The sequence below is a fragment of the Palleronia pelagia genome, from assembly GCF_900110115.1.
Lineage (GTDB): Bacteria > Pseudomonadota > Alphaproteobacteria > Rhodobacterales > Rhodobacteraceae > Palleronia > Palleronia pelagia.
The window spans coordinates 150,877-172,097 of sequence record NZ_FOCM01000002.1 but is presented as its reverse complement, the minus strand read 5'-3'; the positions used below and the strand labels follow the sequence as shown (position 1 = coordinate 172,097).

The 21,221-nt window shown below is 61.0% G+C and carries 20 protein-coding genes and 1 pseudogene; 11 read left to right on the top strand and 10 right to left on the bottom strand.

Translation table 11 applies throughout. The annotated features are described in order from the left end of the window. Positions 1 to 46 precede the first annotated feature (46 nt). Positions 47 to 610, bottom strand: coding sequence for a recombinase family protein (locus tag BMX96_RS05090; protein WP_091844535.1), 564 nt, complete (start codon positions 608 to 610; stop codon positions 47 to 49). A 706-nt stretch (positions 611 to 1,316) separates the two neighbouring features. Here BMX96_RS05090 and BMX96_RS19225 point away from each other — a divergent pair. Then, entirely contained in the window at positions 1,317 to 2,657 is a 1,341-nt protein-coding gene (locus BMX96_RS19225) for a hypothetical protein (protein WP_139209978.1), read from the top strand. A gap of 130 nt (positions 2,658 to 2,787) precedes the next feature. Here BMX96_RS19225 and BMX96_RS05085 read toward each other — a convergent pair whose 3' ends face one another. The 4 genes from BMX96_RS05085 to BMX96_RS05070 form a co-directional block, all read right to left on the bottom strand. After that, positions 2,788 to 4,017, bottom strand: a complete 1,230-nt coding sequence (locus BMX96_RS05085) for a tyrosine-type recombinase/integrase (RefSeq protein WP_139209976.1) — start codon at positions 4,015 to 4,017, stop codon at positions 2,788 to 2,790. A 494-nt stretch (positions 4,018 to 4,511) separates the two neighbouring features. Next, positions 4,512 to 5,429, bottom strand: coding sequence for a plasmid partitioning protein RepB C-terminal domain-containing protein (locus BMX96_RS05080; protein WP_091844533.1), 918 nt, complete (start codon positions 5,427 to 5,429; stop codon positions 4,512 to 4,514). Continuing rightward, positions 5,426 to 6,334, bottom strand: a complete 909-nt coding sequence (locus BMX96_RS05075; protein ID WP_091844532.1) for a plasmid partitioning protein RepB C-terminal domain-containing protein — start codon at positions 6,332 to 6,334, stop codon at positions 5,426 to 5,428. Before BMX96_RS05075 ends, BMX96_RS05080 begins: the two co-directional genes overlap by 4 nt. Further along, entirely contained in the window at positions 6,334 to 7,905 is a 1,572-nt protein-coding gene (locus BMX96_RS05070) for a recombinase family protein (RefSeq protein ID WP_091844531.1), read from the bottom strand. The genes BMX96_RS05075 and BMX96_RS05070 overlap by 1 nt, the downstream gene beginning before the upstream one ends. A 246-nt stretch (positions 7,906 to 8,151) precedes the next feature. Here BMX96_RS05070 and BMX96_RS05065 point away from each other — a divergent pair, with 246 nt between their 5' ends. The 5 genes from BMX96_RS05065 (at position 8,152) to BMX96_RS19220 (ending at position 10,615) form a co-directional block, all read left to right on the top strand. Beyond that, entirely contained in the window at positions 8,152 to 8,463 is a 312-nt protein-coding gene (locus tag BMX96_RS05065; RefSeq protein WP_091844530.1) for a hypothetical protein, read from the top strand. Between the two features lie 84 nt (positions 8,464 to 8,547). Continuing rightward, the gene (locus BMX96_RS05060; protein ID WP_091844529.1) at positions 8,548 to 8,802 is read left to right on the top strand and encodes a ribbon-helix-helix domain-containing protein; all 255 of its coding nucleotides are present in this window, start codon (positions 8,548 to 8,550) and stop codon (positions 8,800 to 8,802) included. Between the two features lie 4 nt (positions 8,803 to 8,806). After that, positions 8,807 to 9,118: a type II toxin-antitoxin system RelE/ParE family toxin gene (locus BMX96_RS05055; RefSeq protein WP_091844528.1), complete on the top strand. Its 312-nt coding sequence runs from the start codon at positions 8,807 to 8,809 to the stop codon at positions 9,116 to 9,118. Positions 9,119 to 9,466: 348 nt separating this feature from the next. Continuing rightward, positions 9,467 to 9,913, top strand: a complete 447-nt coding sequence (locus BMX96_RS20165) for a Rap1a/Tai family immunity protein (RefSeq protein ID WP_407944652.1) — start codon at positions 9,467 to 9,469, stop codon at positions 9,911 to 9,913. 300 nt (positions 9,914 to 10,213) lie between these two features. Then, the gene (locus BMX96_RS19220; RefSeq protein WP_139209975.1) at positions 10,214 to 10,615 is read left to right on the top strand and encodes a Rap1a/Tai family immunity protein; all 402 of its coding nucleotides are present in this window, start codon (positions 10,214 to 10,216) and stop codon (positions 10,613 to 10,615) included. A gap of 227 nt (positions 10,616 to 10,842) precedes the next feature. Here BMX96_RS19220 and BMX96_RS19580 read toward each other — a convergent pair whose 3' ends face one another. Genes BMX96_RS19580 through BMX96_RS05030 form a run of 5 tightly spaced genes read right to left on the bottom strand, consistent with a single transcriptional unit; the run spans position 10,843 to position 16,208 of the window. Then, positions 10,843 to 10,998, bottom strand: a complete 156-nt coding sequence (locus BMX96_RS19580; RefSeq protein ID WP_175481662.1) for a hypothetical protein — start codon at positions 10,996 to 10,998, stop codon at positions 10,843 to 10,845. Next, entirely contained in the window at positions 10,995 to 12,218 is a 1,224-nt protein-coding gene (locus BMX96_RS05050) for a formate dehydrogenase subunit gamma (RefSeq protein ID WP_091844527.1), read from the bottom strand. Before BMX96_RS05050 ends, BMX96_RS19580 begins: the two co-directional genes overlap by 4 nt. After that, complete coding sequence (gene fdh3B / locus BMX96_RS05045; RefSeq protein ID WP_073126436.1) at positions 12,215 to 12,811, bottom strand: formate dehydrogenase FDH3 subunit beta; 597 nt, start codon at positions 12,809 to 12,811, stop codon at positions 12,215 to 12,217. Before fdh3B ends, BMX96_RS05050 begins: the two co-directional genes overlap by 4 nt. Then, complete coding sequence (locus BMX96_RS05035) at positions 12,799 to 15,999, bottom strand: formate dehydrogenase subunit alpha (protein ID WP_236736964.1); 3,201 nt, start codon at positions 15,997 to 15,999, stop codon at positions 12,799 to 12,801. Before BMX96_RS05035 ends, fdh3B begins: the two co-directional genes overlap by 13 nt. A 14-nt stretch (positions 16,000 to 16,013) precedes the next feature. Beyond that, entirely contained in the window at positions 16,014 to 16,208 is a 195-nt protein-coding gene (locus BMX96_RS05030) for a hypothetical protein (protein WP_091844526.1), read from the bottom strand. Positions 16,209 to 16,470: 262 nt separating this feature from the next. Here BMX96_RS05030 and BMX96_RS05025 point away from each other — a divergent pair, with 262 nt between their 5' ends. From BMX96_RS05025 to BMX96_RS19865, 5 genes and pseudogenes are all read left to right on the top strand, one after another. Further along, a complete protein-coding gene (locus BMX96_RS05025) occupies positions 16,471 to 17,376 on the top strand; it encodes a cytochrome ubiquinol oxidase subunit II family protein (protein ID WP_175481661.1) in 906 nt (301 codons plus the stop codon). Then, positions 17,373 to 19,481 carry a cbb3-type cytochrome c oxidase subunit I gene (locus BMX96_RS05020; protein WP_091844524.1) on the top strand — a complete coding sequence of 703 codons (2,109 nt, stop codon included), beginning with the start codon at positions 17,373 to 17,375 and terminating at the stop codon, positions 19,479 to 19,481. Before BMX96_RS05025 ends, BMX96_RS05020 begins: the two co-directional genes overlap by 4 nt. Beyond that, positions 19,478 to 20,095 carry a cytochrome c oxidase subunit 3 gene (locus tag BMX96_RS05015; protein WP_091844523.1) on the top strand — a complete coding sequence of 206 codons (618 nt, stop codon included), beginning with the start codon at positions 19,478 to 19,480 and terminating at the stop codon, positions 20,093 to 20,095. Before BMX96_RS05020 ends, BMX96_RS05015 begins: the two co-directional genes overlap by 4 nt. Continuing rightward, entirely contained in the window at positions 20,092 to 20,433 is a 342-nt protein-coding gene (locus tag BMX96_RS05010) for a cytochrome o ubiquinol oxidase subunit IV (protein ID WP_175481660.1), read from the top strand. Before BMX96_RS05015 ends, BMX96_RS05010 begins: the two co-directional genes overlap by 4 nt. Before the next feature lie 189 nt (positions 20,434 to 20,622). Next, a pseudogene (locus tag BMX96_RS19865) lies at positions 20,623 to 20,927 on the top strand (IS6 family transposase); the annotation flags it as partial. Between the last annotated feature and the right edge of the window lie 294 nt (positions 20,928 to 21,221).

The following is a 21,221-nucleotide window of genomic DNA, read 5'->3' as shown; positions in this document are numbered from 1 at the left end:
GGGACCCTGCCACTGAGACCGACCGATTGATACTGAATGCTATCGCCTAAGCAGCACTTGCTTGCAGGATCCGGTATAGACTTGCCCGCGAGATGCCCACCTGCTCACAGACCTTAGCTTTGCTCATACCCGAAGCAAGAAGTGCTTTCACGCTCTCGGCCTTAGCCATGGCTGTCGGTTTCCTGCCAGTGTACTTTCCCTCAGCCTTGGCTTTGGCAATGCCCTCCTTCTGGCGCTCCAGCATCATCTCCCGCTCGAACTGTGCCACAGAGGCCATGACGTTCAACATCATCCTACCAGTGGCAGTCGTTGTATCTACCTGCTGGCCGCCCATCGAAAGAATAACCAGACCTGCTCCCTTGGTCTCCAGTGTCTCTAGGAGTTCGCCCAGGTGGCGCACTGATCTTGCAAGTCGGTCCAGCTTGCAGACCACTAGTTTGTCCCCCTGCCTGAGCGACCTGATAGCGGCTTCAAGCTGCTGCCTCTCTCCCACAGAAGAGACCTGCTCCTGATAGACCTCGTCACAGCGGTGGGACTTGAGGTCTCTAATCTGGGCCTCCAAGCCAGCTCCCTGTTCTACCGTTGATGTTCTCGCGTATCCGACCAGCATCCCGCGCTACCTTCTCATAAGACTCTTAGATTGATTTGATATTTGCATCATAAGGGTCTCCCGGCAAGGCTTATGAGACAGTTTTTGCGAGAATCTGTGAGCCTAGGTCTATTGAGACGTTCTGCTCACTCTGCGACGGCTCGATATCGAAGCTTCGGGAAGAGCCTCCTGCCAAGAGGTAGCCCCGATAATTCAGTGCCAAAAGTCCACTGAACATGCCGCCTCCTCCGTGGAAATCATAGCTCCGAGGGAATGAGCCAGGCAGTCCAACATCCAATGAAGTTACACCACACCCTACTCCCTCCCAGACGGCTTTCGCCCAGTTTTATTTTTGGCCAAACGCGTTACGGATTCGCAATATTTTGTGCCTCAATCGTTCGGCGCATACCATATCGTCCTCGCTGTGTAGCGTAGCTGCAAATGGGGCAAGCGGGTTGTTAGGATAAGTGTAGTGGATTGCTTCACCTCGAGGGGGATGGTGGCTCTTCAAACTTCGTATCATGTTGCGGATCGACTCACGCGGCCCGCTATAAGAGGTGACGACTATAGTCAGAGTTACCCCTATTCGCTCTTTCTTTGTTCTTGTTGGCCTTTTGTTCAGCGCTATAGTTACCACTGTTGGTTTTATCTATAATAATATATATTACTTGCCCAAGTCTCCTTCTTCAAGAGGCTCTATTAAGCACCTTTTTGATGGGGATTGCGTATGGATAATCCAGAGTTCTTTTTCATCTCTCAGGACGTCAACCCTGACCATGAGGCTACCAATGATCTAGTGTGGGAGCTGCTAGAAACCTTACATCAAAGAGGTGGCCTCCCTCTTGGCAAAGATAAGGGTGCAACCCTCAATAGACATAGAGCGTGCCTGGCTGCAAACTTCTTGAGCGCTGTTCGTAGGATGCAAAAGACTGGAAAAAGGAACTTCATTTTCAGGGGAAACCGTAACCACTGGCACAATCGAACACAGATCGGGTCAAAAGTGATTCTGCGTTTCCGTAAGGCTCTGGTCGAAAGCGGTGTGCTCATCAAGGTGCGCGGCCACTACAATGACAGCGATGGATTTGGCTTCGATAGCAAGGCAGAGCTTTTTGAAGTCTCTGAAAGCCTCTTGTGTAAAGTTGCCTCAACCGAATTGTCTTTCACGAATTGTAATTACCTCAACCCAGTGACAGCGACAGTAAGGCGCAACAAGAGCAAGGACACACAAACGGTTGCTGTCGATGAGAGCTCTCCGATTTATCAGCAGTTCATAGAGTTGCGCGACTGGCATGCGGCCATGCCGTTGGTGACCCCTGAGGGTGCTGAGTTGGGATACGGCAAAAGGTCATTCAATTCCTATGATCAAGACGTGGGTGGGCGCTATCAGTGCGCCTACACCAATGAGCCAGCAACAGAACGGGCAAAGTATACTCTAAACGGCGAGCGTATTGTTGAGGTTGATGTAAGTGCCTGTAACCCAACGATCCTAACTGCAATGACCGGCAAGGTGCATCCGAGTTGGTGGGAGCGAGAGGTATTAAATCCCTACGAAACCTTGATCACTGAGGATTTTACAAAGACCGAAATCAAGGACATGATTGTTCGATTGATAGGTGCAGGGAAAGCAAGGAAGCAGGCGGGTTTCCCTGACTATGAGATGGGGCTGGCAGAAGTGTCATCAAAGAACAGCAAGGGGGAGCCAACGCGATTTAGGGGAACTAAACGCTACAAGGAATTGCTGGAACATCTTCGGAGAATGTTGCCATGTCTTAATGACCTGAAGCGCGATGCCTTGGATAGCAACACCCTCAGTTTTCATGAGAGCGAGATCATGACGCGATTAGCTCATGGCCGCATGTACATGGGGCGGCCCACCTATATACTACATGACGGGGTCATTGTGCCAGAGAGTGAAGCTCCAGCGGTAGCGCATCAACTTCGGGTTACCTTTGAGGGCTATTGTGATAGCATGGGGTGGCCGCTTCTTATACGACCTTCAGTCACTCAAGAGCGTGGGAAAGAAACGGTTGCGAACCGATTGCCGATGTTCATAACCGAGAGGTCCTGATTGACAGACTAAGCGAGTGCAAGGGGGTGGTGTACCCGGTAGGCCTTGGACCGGCCTAATCTGACGATTTTTCCCATGCTCCTGCTTACTTTGCGTCCTAGGTCCAGCTGAGGTTTTTCAGCCAGATCCCTTAGTCCCATTTCAATTTGCCAAGCGCCTCTTCTAACACTTCGAAGGTGACACCCCCTGAGTACAATCCGTAGCTCATCGTCTTGAGGTCATGACCTAGAAGTCTTGCGGTCACGTTCTCTGGCACTCCTGCGGTCTCTAGCTGGGTGGCAACACCCTTCCTGAGGGAGTGAAATACGTAATCACGGGCATATCCTTTCTCAGTTTTCAGTCTGCCAAACTGCTTGCCAATGGCGTTGGAACGATCACCGTACTTGTTTAAGGTCAACCCAGACAGCAAATACATATCGGTGCTTTGACGCTTGAGTTGCGCCACCAGCTTTATGATATGCTGATGTATTGGTATCTCTCTGATGCCTGCAGAAGTCTTCGCGTCTTCGATCTCGAAACGATCTTCGCTGACGTTTTCCAGCTTGAGTGAGCATAGCTCCTCTATTCTTGCTCCGGTGTGTGCGCCTAGCTGGATTAGGGCTGAGAGCGCCTGAGAGCGTCGCTGAGAGGCTTGAAGCAGTCTTTGGTAGTCGTAGGGCGTGAAGTGCTTTCTGCGCCCCTGAACGTCCTTTTTCGTCTTCTTGCGCGGCGCGCTGGGCACGACCTTCTCAAAGGGTTCCGGCGTGTCCATCCCGTGATGCCGTTCCAGGTAAGCCCAGTATCCTCGACATGCTGATATGATCCTTCTTGCAGTAGCGCCCGATAGGCCCGCCTCTGTCATAAGGTCTTTTTCTACCCAGTCGATGACCGCCAGCCGCGTTACGTCACCGGAGTATGGAAACCTCTCTGCGAACCGGCGTACGTCTGCTGCCTTCATATCCTTGGTCTTGGGGGTGCCATCGGTCTTGGCGACATACTCGTCAATGTGCAGCGCCAAGGTTGTCTCGCACCCGTGGATGGCTGCAGCAGCCTCCCTCAAGCCGTCGTCTTCAAAGAGGTCGCCCAAGCCTTCTTGGTAGAAAGCGATCTCCTGCTTAGCCCAGCCTTGCTGGCGCAGGTCTTCAGCCTGCACTTGTAGAGCCTTTATAGCGTCCTCTGACGGCAGCCCGTTGCGCTGGGCTTCAAGTAGCGTTTTCCATGTGGCGACTACGCCTAAAACCAGTCTCTCAGCCTCTGTCTGGCTCTCTGTCTGCAGAGACTTAACGAAGCGTGGCTTGCCCCTGAACTTGGGCCTCAGGCTCTTGGGTATCTCAAGAACGGCATACCAGACTCGGCGTCTTTTCTGCAGGTATCTTGGCAAGGCTGCCTCCCATAAAACCACACACGATTACCACACACGTTTGGGCCTGTAGAGGCCTAAAGTTAAGTAGAGAAAGCGTGAAAGCCTACCGTGGGTTCGAATCCCACCTCCTCCGATTTCGCGGGATTACGATAGGATTCACAGCAATAACCGATGGCTACGATTCCCCTTAGAATCATGCGTTTGAAAGTCTCGGTCGGACACTTTGCTCCCGCTTTGTATTTGCTTTGATCGTGTTCTGTTCAGTCGCAACCGAGTAGTAGCGAGAAGAAATGGCGGGTGGGCGTGCCGAAGTTGCCCGGCCTCCGACACGCCCCGAAGAAACGCAGCCACGAGCGCGGCCGCGCGGCCGGCGAAAACTCAAGCCAGCCTGGTGGGCCCCGAGCGGGTTCGCCGCCATCCCCACCGCCGCGCTCGATCCGGCCCACAGTCCGGCGTCTCCCGCGGTCCCCGCGCTTATCGGGTCCGGGTCCCCATCAAGTCTGCCGTGCCAGCTATTCCGCGTCGGCCGGCATGACGGAGTCCAACTCGGCAATCGTCTGAAACTCGGACAGGAATTCGGGTCGCGTCTGCATGAGGTAACGAACGACCCTGGCGTTCCCGAGCAGCCTGCTGACGTAAGCCTTGATCACGGTCAGATGCAGGTGATCCTGGCCGTACGTGTCCTGGATCGAGGCGATGCCCTCCTGCAGGCGGGCCAGCTCCTGTTCCATCCGCGCCATCGCCTCGGGTGTGATGCCTTTTACCTTCTTCGGCTTGGACGACTCGACAAGCTGTGCCTGTGGCGTGCCGGCGAGGATCGCCTTCACGTAGGCGACGGAGTAGTTGTTCGCGTTGACCAGAAGCTCGGCAGCCTCGATCTGGCGCATGGTCTTCATCTTGCGAAGCGCGTCGAACACGGCGCCCGTAGCAGGCTTGTCTTTCAGGATGGCAATGGCTTCCTCGGAGATGCCATCGAGCAGCTTGATCTTCTTCTGGATGCTGCGCGTGCCGAGATCGAGCGCGGCTGCGATCTTCTCCTCGGGTACGCCGCGCTCGATCGCCTTGCGGATCATCCTGTGCTCCTGGATCGGCGCAAGGCGGCTGACCTGCCGGTTGTAGGTGAACGCCTCATCGTCGGTGGACACGAGGCATTCCACCTCTTGCACGCCGTCATCCTTCAAAGCCTCGATCCGCAGGTGCCCGTCGAGCAACAACCAGGTGGCGGATTTGTCGGGGTTCGGGACGACGACTGGCGGTTCGACGATCCCGATCTGGGCGATGGAGGCGACGATCTGCCGGTACTTTCGGCTGGATTTTGCGCTCTTGCCGAGGGTTCGCAGGGGCAAGATCACGTCGATCGGCAGCGTGACACAGTCGTCTTCGAAGCCGTGATTGACGCTGGCCGCGCGTTTGTCCGCACCCCGTTTCATGACAAGGGTCCGTCGGTAACCGCCTGCGCGAGATCGGCGGGCATCGTCTCCAGACCCTCGGCCCGCAGCAGCGTCATGAAGTGCTCGTCCGCGCACAACTTCCGGAAGGCCTCCCGCACGAACATGAGTCGGCTCTGCGCGAGTTCGGCCTTCTTGATCAGCAGTTTCTGACGTGCCGCCTCCTGCTGATAGGCTCGGACAAGTCCCTCGCTGGTCAGCGCGCGTTTCGCCACCCTCCGCCCGAGCGCATTGCTCTTGATCTGGGGCCCGCGGAGCTCGCGCTGCTGGATCAGGCGGCGCACAAGCGTCAGCTTCCGGCCACGCAGCTTTTTCTGAGTGTAGGCGTCCATCAGCGCCTTCTGCGCGCCCTTGGCGTCGGTCTTGGAGATCTGGATGGCGAGGTTGAGCGGCAGCAGTCCAGTCTCCACGGCGGAGACGAGGCGCTCCTCGCCCTTCTCCAGCAGCCCGGCGATCATGTTCACGTATTCGTAGGAGACCCCGATCTTCTCGCCGATCTGGCGGTCGTTGTAGCCGCGTTCGCGAAGCGAGCCGATCTCGCGCATCAGATCGATCGGGTTGTGCTGCCGCCTTGCGCAGTTCTCCACGAGGCTCATGACGAGGCAATCGCTCTCGTCGGCCTCGATCACGATGGCCGGGATGTTGTCCTGCTTGAGTTCGATGAAGGCCTCGAGGCGGCCCTGACCGCAGACGAGGTCATACTCCTGCGGGTCCGTCCCGGCGCGCGGCGCCACGGTGATCGGTCGCTTCAGGCCGATGCGCGAGATGTTCTCCACCATCGCCTCGAAGGTGCGCCGATTTCGGACGCGGGGGTTGAGGATCCGGATCCGGTCACAAGGGATCAGGGTCACCTGCTTCTGGCTGGTCGGCTCCATGTCGTCGGGCATCACGCCACCTCCGCGATCCTGGCCCGCGAGGCGAGCGCGTAGAAGAAATCGAGCGTGTTGAACCGGTACGCGTCCAGCGCGAGCCCATTCTGCTCGGCGAATTTCAGCTTCCCGAAGGTCATGTCGATGCTGGGCAGCACGTAGTAGTCGCGCGGTACCTCGTTCACCTCGTCCATGCGCACGGCGATCGTGATGTCGGGAACCAGGCCGGTGTCGAGACGGATGCGCCAGCGCAGCGAGCCGGCCGCCGTCGCCGTGCAGCGGGCCAGCACGATGGACACGGTGAACTCGTCGTTGACGCGAATAAGGTCGGTATCCGGGTCCTGGACAGCCCGCCCGCCGTGCCGCGTGACCCCGGCGATGATCTCGGCCACCACCTGCGGATGCGCCTGTCGCAGAGCGCGGTTGATCTCGATATAGCTGTAGTCGCGGTCTGGCTCGTAGCCGATCAGCCGGTAGGCGCGGAGCAGGCTGCCGAAGCGGCTGCGGTAGGCGCTCGAGGACGGAAGATCATCCTCCTCGTCGATGATCAGCCCCGAGAGCATGCCTTGCCGCTTGAGGATCGCGCGCAAGGCATCGAGAAGTTCTTCGTCGGAGAAATGGCGGCTGCGGGCGTCGACGATTTCCCGAGCCCGCAGGAAAAGGGCCTTGTCGACGATAGCCGGGAACGCGCCCTCCGCTCGGATCCACATATCCCGTGGGTTCACAACACGGCGCTGCTTCAGCTTGAACGACACCTTGTTGAAGACGTTGTTCCCGATGTACTTTTCGTTGGTCAGCACCTGATGGACAGTCGCCCGGGTCCAAGGCCGATCAAGATCGGTCCGGTGTCCTTCCCCGTTGAGGACCTCCGCGATCTCGCTCTCCGGCCGCCCCTCGTTGACGAACATCTCGTACATGCGCTGAACGACCCGCTGCTCCTCCTCGGGGCCGGGCACCAGGATCACGCGGTCGGTCTGGAGGCTTTTTTGCTCGCCGCGCGACAGCTCGCCCTTCGGATTGCCATGCTCGTCGATCAGCACTCGACGCAGGCCGTATCCGGCGGCACCGCCCTGGCGATAGCCGAGTTCCACCAGGCGGCACTGCCCGGCGAAGACCTTCACCGACAGCTCGCGGCTGTACTCGCCGGCCATGACCCGCTTCACGGTTTTCAGGAGGTTCGAGCCGATGCTGCCGTCGTTCTCGAACTGCTCGCCGCAGTAGTGGACCCGGATCCCGGCGCGGGAACAGACGTGCTCGTGATAGGCGCCCTCGTCGGCATCCTGAAACCGGCCCCAGCGGCTGACATCATAAACGAGGATCGCCTTGAAATCGGCCTGGCCGGATTGGACCTCGGCCATCAGGTTCTGCAAGGCCTCCCGGCCATCGAGCCGCAGGCCGGATCGCCCGGAGTCCTCGAAAGTTCGCAGGATCGTCAGGCCGCGGGTTTCGGCATACTTGCGAATGACGTCCAGCTGATTTTCGGTCGAGTATTTCTGGTGGTCTGTCGACATCCGGACGTAGGCGACAGCTGGGACGTCTTGTTCGGCCGCCGTGCTACCCGCTCCTGTGTTGCCGCTTTGACCTGCCATTCACCGTGCCCCTGTTCACAGCGCGAAGCCCCGGCAAGCCCGTTGCGGGTGCCGCGCTGTGCCTCGGCGGGCGGCGAGGCGCATTGGCCCTCTCATGCGTCCATGCGCCGGCGTTCCGGTTCTGCCGTTCATATTCCTCACCTTCGGAAGTGCGGATGCCCGCCGCAGCTTTCCAGACCGGCCCGTCACGGGCGCAGACGGATTCTGCGGTTTTCATGTCTCTCCAGACATTTAGCGGAGAAACACATGAAGATGCGGGTGAAGATGGGCACAGTTGTGCCGAAGATGGGCACATTTGTGCACCCCGAGGATGTTCCGGGCGATTATCGCGCGGCCGTGGCGATGGCGTTGCACGCGGAACTCGGATCGACCCACCGGGCGATCAAGTCCGCCATGAGGTGGACTGGGGCCAGCGAGAGGACGGTGAAATACTGGTTCGCAGGCGAGCGTGGGCCGAGCGGCGAGCACCTGGTGTCGCTCGCGCGGCATTCGGACGTTGTGCTGGTTCTGTTGCTGACGATGGCAGATCGCCTGGTTCTCGAGGATGGAGAAGGGTAGGCAGGACCGCCACCCGGCGAGCGTGCCCCTTGTTTCGTGTTCGATATTGGTTATCTTGAACACACACGACCTAGGGAGAGCGCCATGTCTCGGACCACCACCATGACCGTGCGCGTCAGCGGCGCGCTCAGCGAGTTCGTCGCGACCAATGTCGGCGAGGACGGCGCCTATGAGAACGTCAGCGAGTACATCCGCGATCTGATCCGTCGCGACAAGGAGCGCGTCGAGCGTGAGGCGTTCGATCGGCTGAAGGCCGAGTTGAACCGTGCCTTCGCCGCGCCCGAGGAGAGTTACAAGCCCCTGACGGCCGCCGAGGTGATCGTCCGGAACCGGATCTGAGCGCATGGCGATCCGGATCCAGGAGGCGGCGTCCGTCCGTCTCGACGAAATCTATCGATACACGCGTGACACGTGGGGCGAGGCGCAGGCCGAGACCTACATCACGGGCTTGTTCGCCGCGTTCGAGCAGATCGAAACGCGCGGTGTGCATTCGCTGGCCGTGCCAGCCGAATTCGGAGTGGAGGGGTATTTCTTGCGGTACGAGCGACATTTCGTGTATTGGAGGCACCTGTCGAATGGCGATATCGGCATCGTCACAATCCTTCACGAGCGGATGCACCAGATTGATCGTTTCAAGGAGGATTTCTTCGGATAGAGCTCGACAGACGGCGTCGCGCTGACCATCCTCTGTGGCCATGAACTGGCAATGGCGGACATAATGCTCTTGGTTTGTATCTGTTTTGATCATGCTTTGTTTCTCAATGAGCGCAAGCAAGCGTAGGCACGGGTGTTGAACAGAACCTCCTTGGATTCGCCGATTTCAGAATGGATCCCGACCGCTACTTCCAGCAGAGTTTTCAGGCGCTCCCTTCGCTCCGCCACGAAATTTGATAAATACATTTAAATTCAGGAAGGTGTACTTAAGGTGGCTTACCGCGTCCCCCATTTTGACCGCCAAGCCGAAGCTTGATGCTTGCCGACGTGTAACCTTGACCCTCAACACATGGCTCGCCAACGTGGGAGCATGACGTGCAGAAAGCTAAGAGCCATTGGCAACGCGATAGTTGCTATGACAACCTGCGCTCTTTCCTTGGCCCCGCCGCCGTTACCGGCGCAGCAGATCTCAGGGAACGAGTCATATCGCACATGCACCGCTCAGGATGATCTGGTGTTCGCAGGGTTTTGCGTCGGATACGTTGTTGCTCAGGTGGAAGGGCAAAGCTGGGGTGCTATGCTGGCGTTGAGAGGAACGATGCCCGACGCTAGCGTATCAGACCTTAATTCGGCCATTTCTTCGAGCTTGACGCACTGCACGCCGTCAGAGGCGTCCAACGAGCAGCTGGTTGCGGTAGTGGTGAATTACATGGATGAGTTCCCGGAGCTACGACATGAGTCAGCCCGGTTGATAGTATGGCGCTCGCTGCAAAACGCCTTTCCCTGCCCAGAGTAGCAGGGCACGAGACTTTCACTTTCACTTGCACGGCGACGCACCCCTGGTCGGATTATCCACGCGACTAGTCACGAGCCGTCCATAGGTACGTATGCATGCCGGTTTGCTGCTGGTCGAGTCCATGTACTATATCCGCATCCCGACCAAGTCTTTCGCGAATGGAGCCTACGTTGCGGGTTGCTCCTATCGTGGCGTTCGTTCTGTGACCGATAGGTGACGCGGTGAAAAGCGCTTAGAGCTAAGTTTGAAGGTTCGGCGTTTGTCGATGCAGGTTTTGTTTGGCTGACATGGAGTGAAATCGTGAACCTGATTACGCTTCTCGGAACTGACCTAGCGGTGGCTGCGCCCGCTCTCACCAGCGCGTCTGAAACTCTAATGTCCGGCAGCCGCTTGCACGAGCTGTGCTCGGCTCACCAAGATCAGCTAAGCACTGGATATTGCCTTGGCTACATAATCGGCCAAATCCATGGTCAGATCTGGGGCGCTCTCATAATGCAAGGTCACGCGACACCAACAGATCCGACTCGCAACACATATGAGGTTGCTCGGATGATCGGTATTTGCCTTCCGGGTCGTGTTGAAAGCGCGCAGATGGTCGAGGCTGTCCTTGAGGTGTTGTCGCAAGGCCCGGAGAAAGGCGAGCAAGAGGCTGGCGAACTGATATGGGAGACATTGCGGGTGCAATACCCGTGTGATGAATGACGCAATCAGCCAGAAATGCTCAAGCGCGCTAGACGACTGAGCATATCGGCGCAGGCCAAGTCGCACTGACCTGAGACCCGATCTCCCTCCATTCTTTGGGAGAATCCGTCGGTTGGTATCTGACCTCAAGCGGCCTTGGATTCCAGTCTCGATGTCAATGCAAGTTCCTGCGGCGTGAGATTGCACAGGGACGCCACCGCCGTGTCGGCGGACGCTGCGACGCGCGCTCAGTGCGAGCTCGTGTACCGGTAGTCGAGATCGCCTACGTTCAGCGAGGGGTTGTTCACCCTCTCGATCGACGTGACGGAAAAAGTCGTCATGACGATGTAGGTCCCAACCGCGAGGACCGCCGCGATTGTCGTTCCGGACAGGAAACCGATCATTTCGAAGCCCTCCCTTCGACCTCGTCGAGCCACAGGTCGTGGTGTTCCCGGGCCCAGTTGCGATCGACCTCGCCGTTCCACATGGCCCAGAAGGCGCCCTGCATGCCGACGCTGCCGATATAGATGTGACCGATGAAGATCGCGATCAGCAGCACCGCGAAGACCGCGTGCAGCAGCATCATCCAGCTCATCGCTTCGAGCCCGAGGAAGTAGAACGGGAACAGCAGAAAGAAGCCGGTCACGATCATCGCCCCACCGCCGAGGATCGCCGACCAGAAGATGAGCTTCTGGCCCGCGTTGAACTTGCGGGCCGACGGATGATCGGGCGTGTCGCTGAAGAACCCGCCACCGCGCTTCAGCCACGCGATGTCGAGTTTCGAGGGAATGTTCTTGCTCACCCACATGACGAACATGATCGCCAGGCCCAGGACGAAGGGCGTCACGAAAAGCGCATGCCCCCAGGTCGCCAGCCAGCCGACCGCCCCAAGAAAATCGTGGCCGAAGGGACGGATCAGGGTGTCGCCGTAGGCGATGGAGATGCCGGTCAACGCCAGCAGGATGAAGGACGCCGACGTCATCCAGTGCGTCGCGCGTTCGACGATGTTGAAGCGCTTGACCTTCTTGCCGGACTTGCCTTCCGCGATGGGCACCCGCCCGCGGATCGCCAGGAGCAGGGCGAGCATCAGGGAAAACCCGAGGATCGCGAAGGCCCCGATATGCGTCGCCACGTCGGCCAGGCCGAAGCGCCAGTCGCGGGCGAAGGGACGCTCGAACAGGTTGGCGTTCACGTAGGGCAGGGACGAGACGCCGATGACACGGTCCGACTGGCGCAGGATGGCCGAGGTCTCGTCGCTGGGAATACGCCAGCTTTCGGTCAGGATGCTCTCCGGGTCGTCCATCTCGACACTGTCCAGCAGCACCTCGGGCCCGATCTTGAAGGTCTCACCGGGGCCGTCGGGCGACGGGCCGGTCAGGAAGCGTTCGTTCTGCAGGCGCGTGCGGTTCTGCAAGAGCTGCGATGCCAGGGCGCTGCCGCCGTTTTCCTCGGCATTGACGCCCCATCGCACCTCGGGGGAGGTCCGGTTGAAGCCGTCGAACAGCATCCAGACCTGCACCGCCAGCGCGATCAGCAGCAGCACGGCCGCGATGGCGCCCGCGATACGGTAGCCCGTGAAGTCCTGCCCGCGCACGCGGACCGGTTCGTTCTCGTAGACGCTCATGACCGCTCCTCGGGATAGTATGCCGTCTTCCAGCCCCAAGCGCCGGATCCGTAGCCGCGCGAAATCACGCGCTCCTTGAAGATCTCGCCCACGACCTCGGCGTCTCCGGCCAGCAGCGCGCGGGTGGAACAGACCTCGGCGCAGATCGGCAGCTTGCCCTCGGCGATCCGGTTCGAGCCGTATTTGCGGTATTCCTCCTCGGATCCGTTCTCTTCCGGGCCCCCGGCGCAATAGGTGCACTTGTCCATCGTGCCGCGCGATCCGAACAGCGTGGATTTGGGGAACTGCGGCGCACCGAACGGACAGGCGTAGTAGCAATAGCCGCAGCCGATGCAGGTATCCTTGTCGTGCAGCACCACGCCGATATCGGTCTGGTAAAGGGTCGAGACGGGGCAGACCGCCACGCAAGGCGCGTCGGTGCAGTGCATGCACGAGATCGCCACCGACTTCTCGCCGGGCTCACCGTCGCCGATGGTCACGACCCGGCGGCGCACCATGCCCCAGGGCACTTCGTGCTCGTTCTTGCAGACCGTCGCGCAGGCATTGCACTCGATGCACCGGTCGGTGTCGCAAAGGAATTTCAGTCGGGCCATATTGCCATTTCTCCGGTTGGTCGGATGCGGCACAGGGAGCACTTGGTTTCCTGCATCTGTGTCACGACGTCGTATCCGTAGTTCCAGATCGTGTTCGCCGCCTCGCCCGAGACGTAGGGGGCGGCGCCTTCGGGATAGTTCCCGGTCAGGTCCTCGCCCATCCACATGCCGGCGAAGTGGAATGGCAGGAACACCGTCCCCGAGCCGACGCGGCGGGTCACGAGGGCCGCCACGCGGATCGCGCCCAGCGGGTTCTCGATCCAGACGAACTGTCCGTCCTTGATGCCCGCCGCCTCGGCGTCCGCGGGATTGATCTCGGCGAACATCTGCTGCTGGAACTCGGCCAGCCACTTGTTCGACCGCGTCTCGTCGCCGCCGCCCTCGTACTCGACCAGGCGGCCGGAGGTCAGGATCAGCGGGAATTCGTCGGCGTGGTTCACTTCCTGGATCGACTCGAACAGCATCGGCACACGCCATTTTCGCCGGTCCGGGTAGGTCGCGTATTCCGGAAGAAGGTCGCGGCGGGTGGTGTAGAGCGGCTCGCGATGCAGCGGCACCGCGTCGGGGAAGTTCCAGGCGACCATGCGCGCCTTGCCGTTGCCGTAGGGGGCCAGGCCGTGCGCCAGCATCACGCGCTGGATCCCGCCCGAAAGGTCGGTCTTCCAGTTCACCCGCGCGATCTTGTCCTGCAGGCTCAATTCGCCCTCGGGGTCGCTGCCCGGGTTGTTTTCCAGGTAGGCCTCGATCGCGGTCAGGGCGTTCTCGGGATAGTCGGGGAAGCGTTCCGGCACCGGCGCACGATCCTCGCTGTTCGAGCTGTTACCGCCACCGGCCTGCCAGGCCTCCTCGATCTGGCCGCTCTCGGATCCGCCGGACAGGGCGTCGAAGGCGCGGATCGGGTTTTCGCCCCGGCGCGCCAGTCTTTCGGCCTCGCGCTCGAGGTCGCGGAAGGCGGTCTGTGCCTCGTCCTCGGGCATGTCGAGCAGCCGGAGCGAGAACCGGTCGGCCCCGACCGCCGCGATGACGAGCTTTTCGCGCGAGGTCAGTTCCGACGCCCAGCCAAGCGCGTCGAGCATGCCAACCGTGCCTTCGGGATAGCCGTCGCGGATCTCGGACCCGACGGTGAAGCTGTCCTCGGCCAGCAGGTTCGCGCCCTCGTGTTCCACGCCCCAGCGCGCGCGGAACGGCAGGCCGCCTTCCGTCACGGGTTTAGATGTGTCGTAGAGCAGGGGCGTGCCGCAATGACTTTGCTCCGGCGTGCCCCAGGCGGGCCAGGGCAGGCAGTAGTACTCGCCCTTGACCGGTTCTTCCTTGCCGAGCAGCGTGATGCTGTCGAACTTCTCCTGGTGCTTCATGTGAAGCTTCAGCCGTTCGGGCGACTGGCCGGTGTAGCCGATGGTCCAGGTGCCCTTGTTCAGCTCGCGCAGGATGTCCTCGGCCACCGGCTCGGTGCCCTCGACCGCGATGTTGCGGAACATCCGGTCCTCGAAGCCCAGGGCGCGGGCCAGCAGGTAGGTGATCTCGTAGTCGGTCTTCGACTCCCACAGCGGTTCGAACACTTTGTCGCGCCACTGCACCGAGCGGGACGAGTTCGTGACCGAGCCGTGCATCTCGGCGGTGGTCGCGGCGGGAAGCAGGTAAAGCCCGTCGGTCTTTTCCGACATGATTGCCACCTGAGTGGGGTGCGGATCGATGACGCAAAGCAGTTCGGCGGTATCCAGCGCCTTGCGCTGGTCGGCCCCGCGCGTGATCGAGTTGGCGGCGTGGCCCCAGAAGATCATCGCCTTGACCGGGTGCGGCTGGTCGAGCGCTTCGGGGTCCTCGGTGATCGCGTCCATGTAGCGCGACAGCGGCATGCCGGGACGCTCCATCAGCTCCCGGTCCACGAAGCGGGATTGCAGCCAGTCGTAGCTTTCGCCCCAGACCCGCGACCAGTGCTTCCACGCGCCCTGTTCCAGGCCGTAATAGGCCGGAAGCGTGTCGCAGGCGACGCCGAGGTCGGTCGCGCCCTGCACGTTGTCGTGGCCGCGGAAGATGTTCGCGCCCCCGCCCGAGACGCCCATGTTGCCAAGGACGAGCTGCAGGATCGTCGCCGCGCGGGTCATGGACGACCCGATCGAGTGCTGCGTCAGGCCCATGCACCAGATGAGTGTTCCGGGCCGGTTCTCGGCCAATGTGCGCGCAAGGTTGCGAAGCTGTTCGGCGGGGATGTCGGTGACACGCTCGACTTCCTCTGGCGTCCACTTGTCGGCCTCGGCGCGGACTTCTTCCAGGCCGTAGACGCGCTGGTCGATGTATTCCTTCGCCTCCCAGCCGTTCGCCAGCACCTCGCGCACCAGGCCCATCAGAAGGGCCACGTCCGATCCGGGACGGATGCGGACGTATTCGTGGGCGTGGGCCGCGGTGCGGGTGAAGCGCGGATCGACCACGATCATCTTCGCGCCGTTTTCCTTCGCGTTCAGCAGGTGCAGCAGCGAAACGGGGTGGGCTTCGGCCGGGTTGCCGCCGATGATGAAGATCGATTTCGACTTGCGGATGTCGTTGAAGGTGTTGGTCATTGCGCCGTAGCCCAACGTGTTCGCCACGCCGGCCACGGTCGTCGAATGGCAGATGCGCGCCTGGTGATCGACGTTGTTGGTGCCCCAATAGGCGGCGAACTTGCGGAACAGGTAGCTCTGTTCGTTCGAGAACTTGGCCGATCCCAGCCAGTAGGCGCTGTCGGGGCCGTACTCGTCGCGTATCGCCATGAGGCGCTCGGAGATCTCGGAGATCGCCTGCTCCCAAGAGATCCGGACCCATTCGCCGCCCTCTTTCTTCATGGGATACTTGAGCCGCCGCTCGCCCAGACTGATCTCGCGCATCGCCGCACCCTTGGCGCAGTGGGTGCCCTGGTTGATCGGGCTTTCGAACGACGGCTCCTGGCCCAGCCACGCGCCATTCTCGACCTCGGCCCACATGGAACACCCAACCGAGCAGAACTGGCAGATGGTCTTGTGGTAGGTACGTCCCGTCGGCACCGGCGTGGACTGGTCCTGCGCCTGCACCAGCCCCGCGGGCGTCCCCGAGGCCGCCAGCCCGCCGATGGTCAGGCCGGCGCCGCGTAGGAACCCCCGCCGATCTATGCCCGACGTGTCGACGGAAGGGGGAACCTTGCGGGTCGGGCGGGCGGTGGTCTTGCGCTTCAGCATGGTGGTCTCGTCTTTCAGCCCTTGGCGCTGTCGTAGTAGGCGCGGATATGCGGCGTGTCCTGCAACCGGACTTGCCGGTGATCGGTGATCTCGGTCGGCGCTTCGGCCCGCGCGGGTCCCGAGGCCGCCAGCGCGGGCGCGGCCGCCCCGGCCATCAACAGCGACCTTCGGGTCAGGCCATTGCGATCATTGTCTTTCGCGGATGTCATGGTGCGGTCCCCTTCCGATGCCGGGAGCGCGACGTTTCGGCGCACTTGCAAGGGAAAGACATGGCGGTTCCCAACGGTTCCAAAATTCATCGGCAATTCTGAAAATCGAGGGAACCCATTGCCGGCCCGCGCTTTCTGCAACAGCAATGAAGACGGCCGGGTGATGACAATACTTTCCGAAATTCCGGCACGGATGCGTCGACCGTCCAGCGGGCATCGCATTGTTATTGCGATATTTTCCCTGGGGCTGCTCGCCGGGTGCATGGACAGCCCCGATGTGAATTTCCTCGATCCCGAAGGCTATGTCGCCCAGCAGCAGCGCGTGCATTTCTGGCGCATCGTCGCTTTGATGGGCCTGGTGGTGGGGCCGATTCTGGTCCTGACCCCATTAATCGCATATCGATACCGTTTCAGCGGAAATTCCACATACACGCCGGATTGGCATTTCTCGTGGATTTGGGAAGCCGCGATTTGGGGCGGGCCGATCGTGATCGTCACGATCCTGAGCTATTTCCTCTGGCAGAACACCACGGCCCTGGATCCGTTCGAGCCGCTGCCCATCGACGGTGAGCCGGTGCGGGTCCAGGTCGTGGGCTACGACTGGAAATGGCTGTTCATCTACCCCGACCACGGCATCGCCACCCTGGACGAACTGGTGTTCCCCGAGGGCCGCCCGCTGAACCTGGAACTCACCTCGGAGACAGTCATGCAATCCTTCCACATCCCCGTTCTCGGGGGGCAGGTCTACGCGATGGAAGGGATGGTTTCGAAACTGCACCTCGCCGCGGACCGTCCCGGTGTGTTCCGCGGGCGCAACACGCAATACAACGGCCACGGCTTCCACCGGCAGCAATTCGTCGCCCGCGCCCTGCCGGAGACCGCCTTTTCCGCCTGGCTCGACACGACGTCGTCCGAGGCCCGGCCGTGGAGCGACGCGGTCCACGACCGCATCGCCGAAAGATCGACGCTGCAGGAGATGACCGAGGCCGATGATACCGGCGCCGCCTTCCGCGACGTGCCCGCGGATCTCTTTTCCGGCATCGTCGGGCCCATGGACCGCGACCCCGACTGGCGCAGCCGCGATCGGCGGGACGCGTCCGTCGATGCCGGCCCGGCCGACGGATCCGCCGCGACCGCGACAGGCCAGGCCCCGGATCCCGCCCGATGAGCCTGACCGATTTCATCGACGCCCTGACGGGCCGCATGACGCTCGAGGCGCTTCCGTTCTGGAAGATGGTCCAGAACCCGACGCCGGAAAACATCGTCAACGGCGCGATCGCGACCAGCGTCGCCGCCATTCTCGTGCTCGCGGCGGTCGCCGTGCTGGCGGTGCTGACCTATTTCCGGCTCTGGCGCACGGTCTGGTTCGATTGGCTGACCACCGTCGATCACAAGAAGATCGGCATCATGTACATCGTCCTGTCGTTCGTGATGATGCTGCGCGGCGTGGTCGAGGCCAATTTCATGCGGGCCAACCAGGCCGTGGGCTTCGACGGGGGCTTCCTATCGGCGGACCATTTCGGCGAGCTTTTCACGACCCACGGCACGATCATGATCTTCTTCGTGGCGATGCCGTTCCTGTCTGGGGTCATCAACTACGTCCTGCCGCTCCAGATCGGGGCGCGGGACATGTCGTTCCCGGTCACCAACGCCATCGGGCTGGCGCTTACGGCGTCGGGCGCGATGCTGGTGATGGCGTCGCTGCTGTTCCTGCCGTTCTCGATCGGCGGCTGGACCGGCTATCCGCCGTTCACGGGCAAGGAATATAGCCCCGACGTGGGACCGAACTACTGGATCTGGGCGGTGACGCTGTCGGGCCTGGGCACCACGCTGACCGGCATCAACGTGGCCTGCACGGTCTACAAGAAGCGCTGTCCCGGCATGGATTTCTGGAAGATGCCGCTATTCGTCTGGGCCTCGGTAACCACCGCGATCCTGATGATCTTCGCGCTGCCGCCGCTGACGGTGGCGACCGCCATGCTCGCGCTGGACCGCTACCTGGACTTCCACTTCTTCACGACCGATGCCGGCGGCATTCCGATGCTGTACGCGAACCTCTTCTGGCTGTTCGGCCATCCCGAGGTCTATATCCTGGTCCTGCCCGCCTTCGGTGTCTGGTCCGAGGTCTTTGCCACCTTCTCGGGCAAGACGCTCTATGCCTACCGGACGCTGGTCTGGGCGACGCTGTCCATCGCCGTGATCTCGTTCCTGGTCTGGGTGCACCATTTCTTCACCATGGGGCAGAGCGCCGGCATGAACGCGGTTTTCGGCATCGCCACGATGCTTGTGGGCGTGCCCACCGGCGTGAAGATCTACGACTGGCTGCTGACGATGTATCGCGGGCGCGTGCGGATCACGACGCCCATGGTCTACGCGCTGGGCTTCGTCATGCTGTTCGTCATCGGTGGCGCATCCGGCATCCTGCTGGCCAATCCGAGCATCGACTACCAGGTCCACAACTCGGTCTTCCTGGTGGCGCATTTCCACAACATGGTGATCCCGGGCACGCTGTTCGGGATGCTGGGCGCCTACAGCTTCTGGTTCCCCAAGGCGTTCGGGTTCATGCTGGACGACTGGTGGGGCAAGCTGGCGGCATCGCTCTGGATCGTGGGGTTCATGCTGGCGTTCTTCCCGCTTTACGCCGTGGGTCTGTTGGGCCTGCCGCGCCGGTCGGTCGCCTATTCCGAAGCGTCCTATACGCCCTATACCGTGGTCGCCATGCTGGGGGCGCTGGTCGTGCTGGCCGCGCTGGGCGCGATGTTCTGGCAGCTTTACATCAGCATCCGCAACCGTGACGCGCTGAACGTCTACGCGGGCGATCCGTGGGACGGGCGCACGCTGGAATGGTCGATCTCGTCGCCGCCGCCGGTCTACAACTTCGCCGTCGGTCCCGAGGTCTTCGCGCGCGATGCCTTCTGGGAAGAGAAGCGGGCCGGTCATGCCTACCAGATCCCCGATCAATGGGAGGATATCGAGCTGCCCGCCAATTCCTGGCTGGCGCCCATCCTGTTCTTCTCCAGCTTCACCCTGACGTTCGGACTGGTCTGGCACATGTGGTGGCTCGTGATCCTGTCGCTTCTTGTCGTGGTGGGAGCGCTTGTTGCCCGCAGCTTCGTCATCGACCGTGAGCGTGTCATCCCGGCAGACGTCGTCCGCGAGGAGCACCTGCGCTGGCTCAAGGCCGTGCGCGAGGCGCCGAGCGCGCCGCGCGAGCTCGAGGTCGCGCCGGGCAACTGGGGCCGCCCGCAAAGCGAAGCGGGGGTTCCGGAATGAGCCAGGCACGTCATCCCGGCCTGAAGCTCGGCCATGAACACGATCCCGGATCGGGCGAGGTCGAGGCCCTCGTTTTCGGCTTCTGGATCTTCATGATGAGCGATCTGCTCATCTTCGGCTGCGTCTTCGCCACCTATGTCGTCATGCTGCCGCAGGTCGCGGACGGCCCAAGCGCCGCCGAGCTGTTCCACCTGCGCGGACCGCTGATCGAGACCACGCTGCTGCTGGCCTCCAGCGTCACCATCGGATTCGCCTTGCTTGAAACGAAGCACCGCGCCGACCAGCGCCGCACCACGCTATGGCTGGCGGTGACCTTCCTGCTGGGGGCGGGGTTCCTCTTCAGTTCCACGCATTCGCTGCTCGGGCACCTGGAGAACGGCGCGGGCCCGTCGCGCAGCGCTTTCTTGTCGGCCTACTGGCTGCTGGTCCCGCTGCATGCGCTGCATGTCGCCGTCGGGTGTCTCTGGATCGCCGTGGCGGCGGCACAGGTCTGGATACGCGGGTTCGACTGGGTCACCACCGGCGGCCTGCTGCGCTTGTCGATCTACTGGCATTTCCTGGACATCGTCTGGATCGGCATCCTGTCCGTCGTCTACCTGGGAGCGATGATATGAGCCATATGGACAAGATCGACGAGTCGGGCGGCCAGATGGAAAGCCGCGCCGACGAGCAATCATCCTATCTCAGGGGCGGCATCGCCAGCGTCGTACTGACGGTGATCGCGGTCCTTGCCGTGGTGTCCGATGTCCTGCCGGACTGGGCCGCCTGGACCACCATCGCCGTGGCCGGCATCCTCCAGGCGGTCGCGCAGCTTCACTGGTTTTTGCATATCCGTCTCCACGGCCAGGCGTGGGAAGACCTGCAACTGATCTTCTTCACCATCCTGATCCTGGTCCTGATGGTCGGCGGCACGATCTGGGTCATGGGCGACCTGTCCGCGCGCATGATGTGAAGCGGGCCCCCTTGTTTTTGGGGATCACCTTGTCAGCGAAACCTTGCTCTGGGCAGAACAGCTTGTTGATCAGACTTGGGAAGACTGAACGTTCGGGTCTTATCAGGGGAGCTTCGAATGAGGCGTGGCAGGGGGTCTTGTCAGAGTAAGTTCGCTGAGGCGGGGCAGGGCGGTGGCTAGTCTTCGGTGATGATCAAGCTTTCGCCTTTCCGCTACTTCAAGACCAGCCCGGAGATCATCCGGCTGGCGGTGATGCTGTACGTCCGGCCCCTCTGTCGCTTCGCAACGTCGAGGATCTGCTGAATGAACGAGGCATCGATGTCAGCCACGAGACGACCCGCTACAGGTGGCTCAGGTTCGGGCCGATGTTCGCCTCGGAGATCCCCAAGCGCGAAACCAAGGCCATGACGTCCAGCCGCTGGTGCTGGCACCTGGACGGGATCTTTGTGAAGATCAACGGCGATCAGCCCTATCTCTGGCGCGCCGTAGGTCACGGAACCGCACCGCCGCTCCTGCCGATTGGCGCGGTCTCTGTACGGGATAAAGGACAGCACCTCTGTCCTGACAGAGACTAGTTCGCATTCGTCTGACAGCACCAGTCGAAGGGGTGATCCGCGACAGGCTTGGTGTCTGGCAGGTGGTATTATTTGTGGTATCTTTTACTCAATTTGTAAGGAAAACTATATTTTTCATCATACTAAGACTTACATGTGGAGGAAGCCTCCTCCGCCAATATGCCATGCAGATTTTCAGACAAGAGATTGAAAATGAAAAATTCTGTCATGGTT

Coding starts and splice junctions, on each gene's coding strand:
- BMX96_RS05090 (WP_091844535.1), bottom strand. CDS start 610: ATGCTGGTCGGATACGCGAGAACATCAACGGTAGAACAGGGAGCTGGC.
- BMX96_RS19225 (WP_139209978.1), top strand. CDS start 1,317: ATGGATAATCCAGAGTTCTTTTTCATCTCTCAGGACGTCAACCCTGAC.
- BMX96_RS05080 (WP_091844533.1), bottom strand. CDS start 5,429: ATGAAACGGGGTGCGGACAAACGCGCGGCCAGCGTCAATCACGGCTTC.
- BMX96_RS05075 (WP_091844532.1), bottom strand. CDS start 6,334: ATGCCCGACGACATGGAGCCGACCAGCCAGAAGCAGGTGACCCTGATC.
- BMX96_RS05070 (WP_091844531.1), bottom strand. CDS start 7,905: ATGGCAGGTCAAAGCGGCAACACAGGAGCGGGTAGCACGGCGGCCGAA.
- BMX96_RS05065 (WP_091844530.1), top strand. CDS start 8,152: ATGAAGATGCGGGTGAAGATGGGCACAGTTGTGCCGAAGATGGGCACA.
- BMX96_RS05060 (WP_091844529.1), top strand. CDS start 8,548: ATGTCTCGGACCACCACCATGACCGTGCGCGTCAGCGGCGCGCTCAGC.
- BMX96_RS05055 (WP_091844528.1), top strand. CDS start 8,807: ATGGCGATCCGGATCCAGGAGGCGGCGTCCGTCCGTCTCGACGAAATC.
- BMX96_RS20165 (WP_407944652.1), top strand. CDS start 9,467: ATGGCTCGCCAACGTGGGAGCATGACGTGCAGAAAGCTAAGAGCCATT.
- BMX96_RS19580 (WP_175481662.1), bottom strand. CDS start 10,998: ATGATCGGTTTCCTGTCCGGAACGACAATCGCGGCGGTCCTCGCGGTT.
- BMX96_RS05050 (WP_091844527.1), bottom strand. CDS start 12,218: ATGAGCGTCTACGAGAACGAACCGGTCCGCGTGCGCGGGCAGGACTTC.
- fdh3B (WP_073126436.1), bottom strand. CDS start 12,811: ATGGCCCGACTGAAATTCCTTTGCGACACCGACCGGTGCATCGAGTGC.
- BMX96_RS05035 (WP_236736964.1), bottom strand. CDS start 15,999: ATGCTGAAGCGCAAGACCACCGCCCGCCCGACCCGCAAGGTTCCCCCT.
- BMX96_RS05030 (WP_091844526.1), bottom strand. CDS start 16,208: ATGACATCCGCGAAAGACAATGATCGCAATGGCCTGACCCGAAGGTCG.
- BMX96_RS05025 (WP_175481661.1), top strand. CDS start 16,471: ATGGACAGCCCCGATGTGAATTTCCTCGATCCCGAAGGCTATGTCGCC.
- BMX96_RS05020 (WP_091844524.1), top strand. CDS start 17,373: ATGAGCCTGACCGATTTCATCGACGCCCTGACGGGCCGCATGACGCTC.
- BMX96_RS05015 (WP_091844523.1), top strand. CDS start 19,478: ATGAGCCAGGCACGTCATCCCGGCCTGAAGCTCGGCCATGAACACGAT.
- BMX96_RS05010 (WP_175481660.1), top strand. CDS start 20,092: ATGAGCCATATGGACAAGATCGACGAGTCGGGCGGCCAGATGGAAAGC.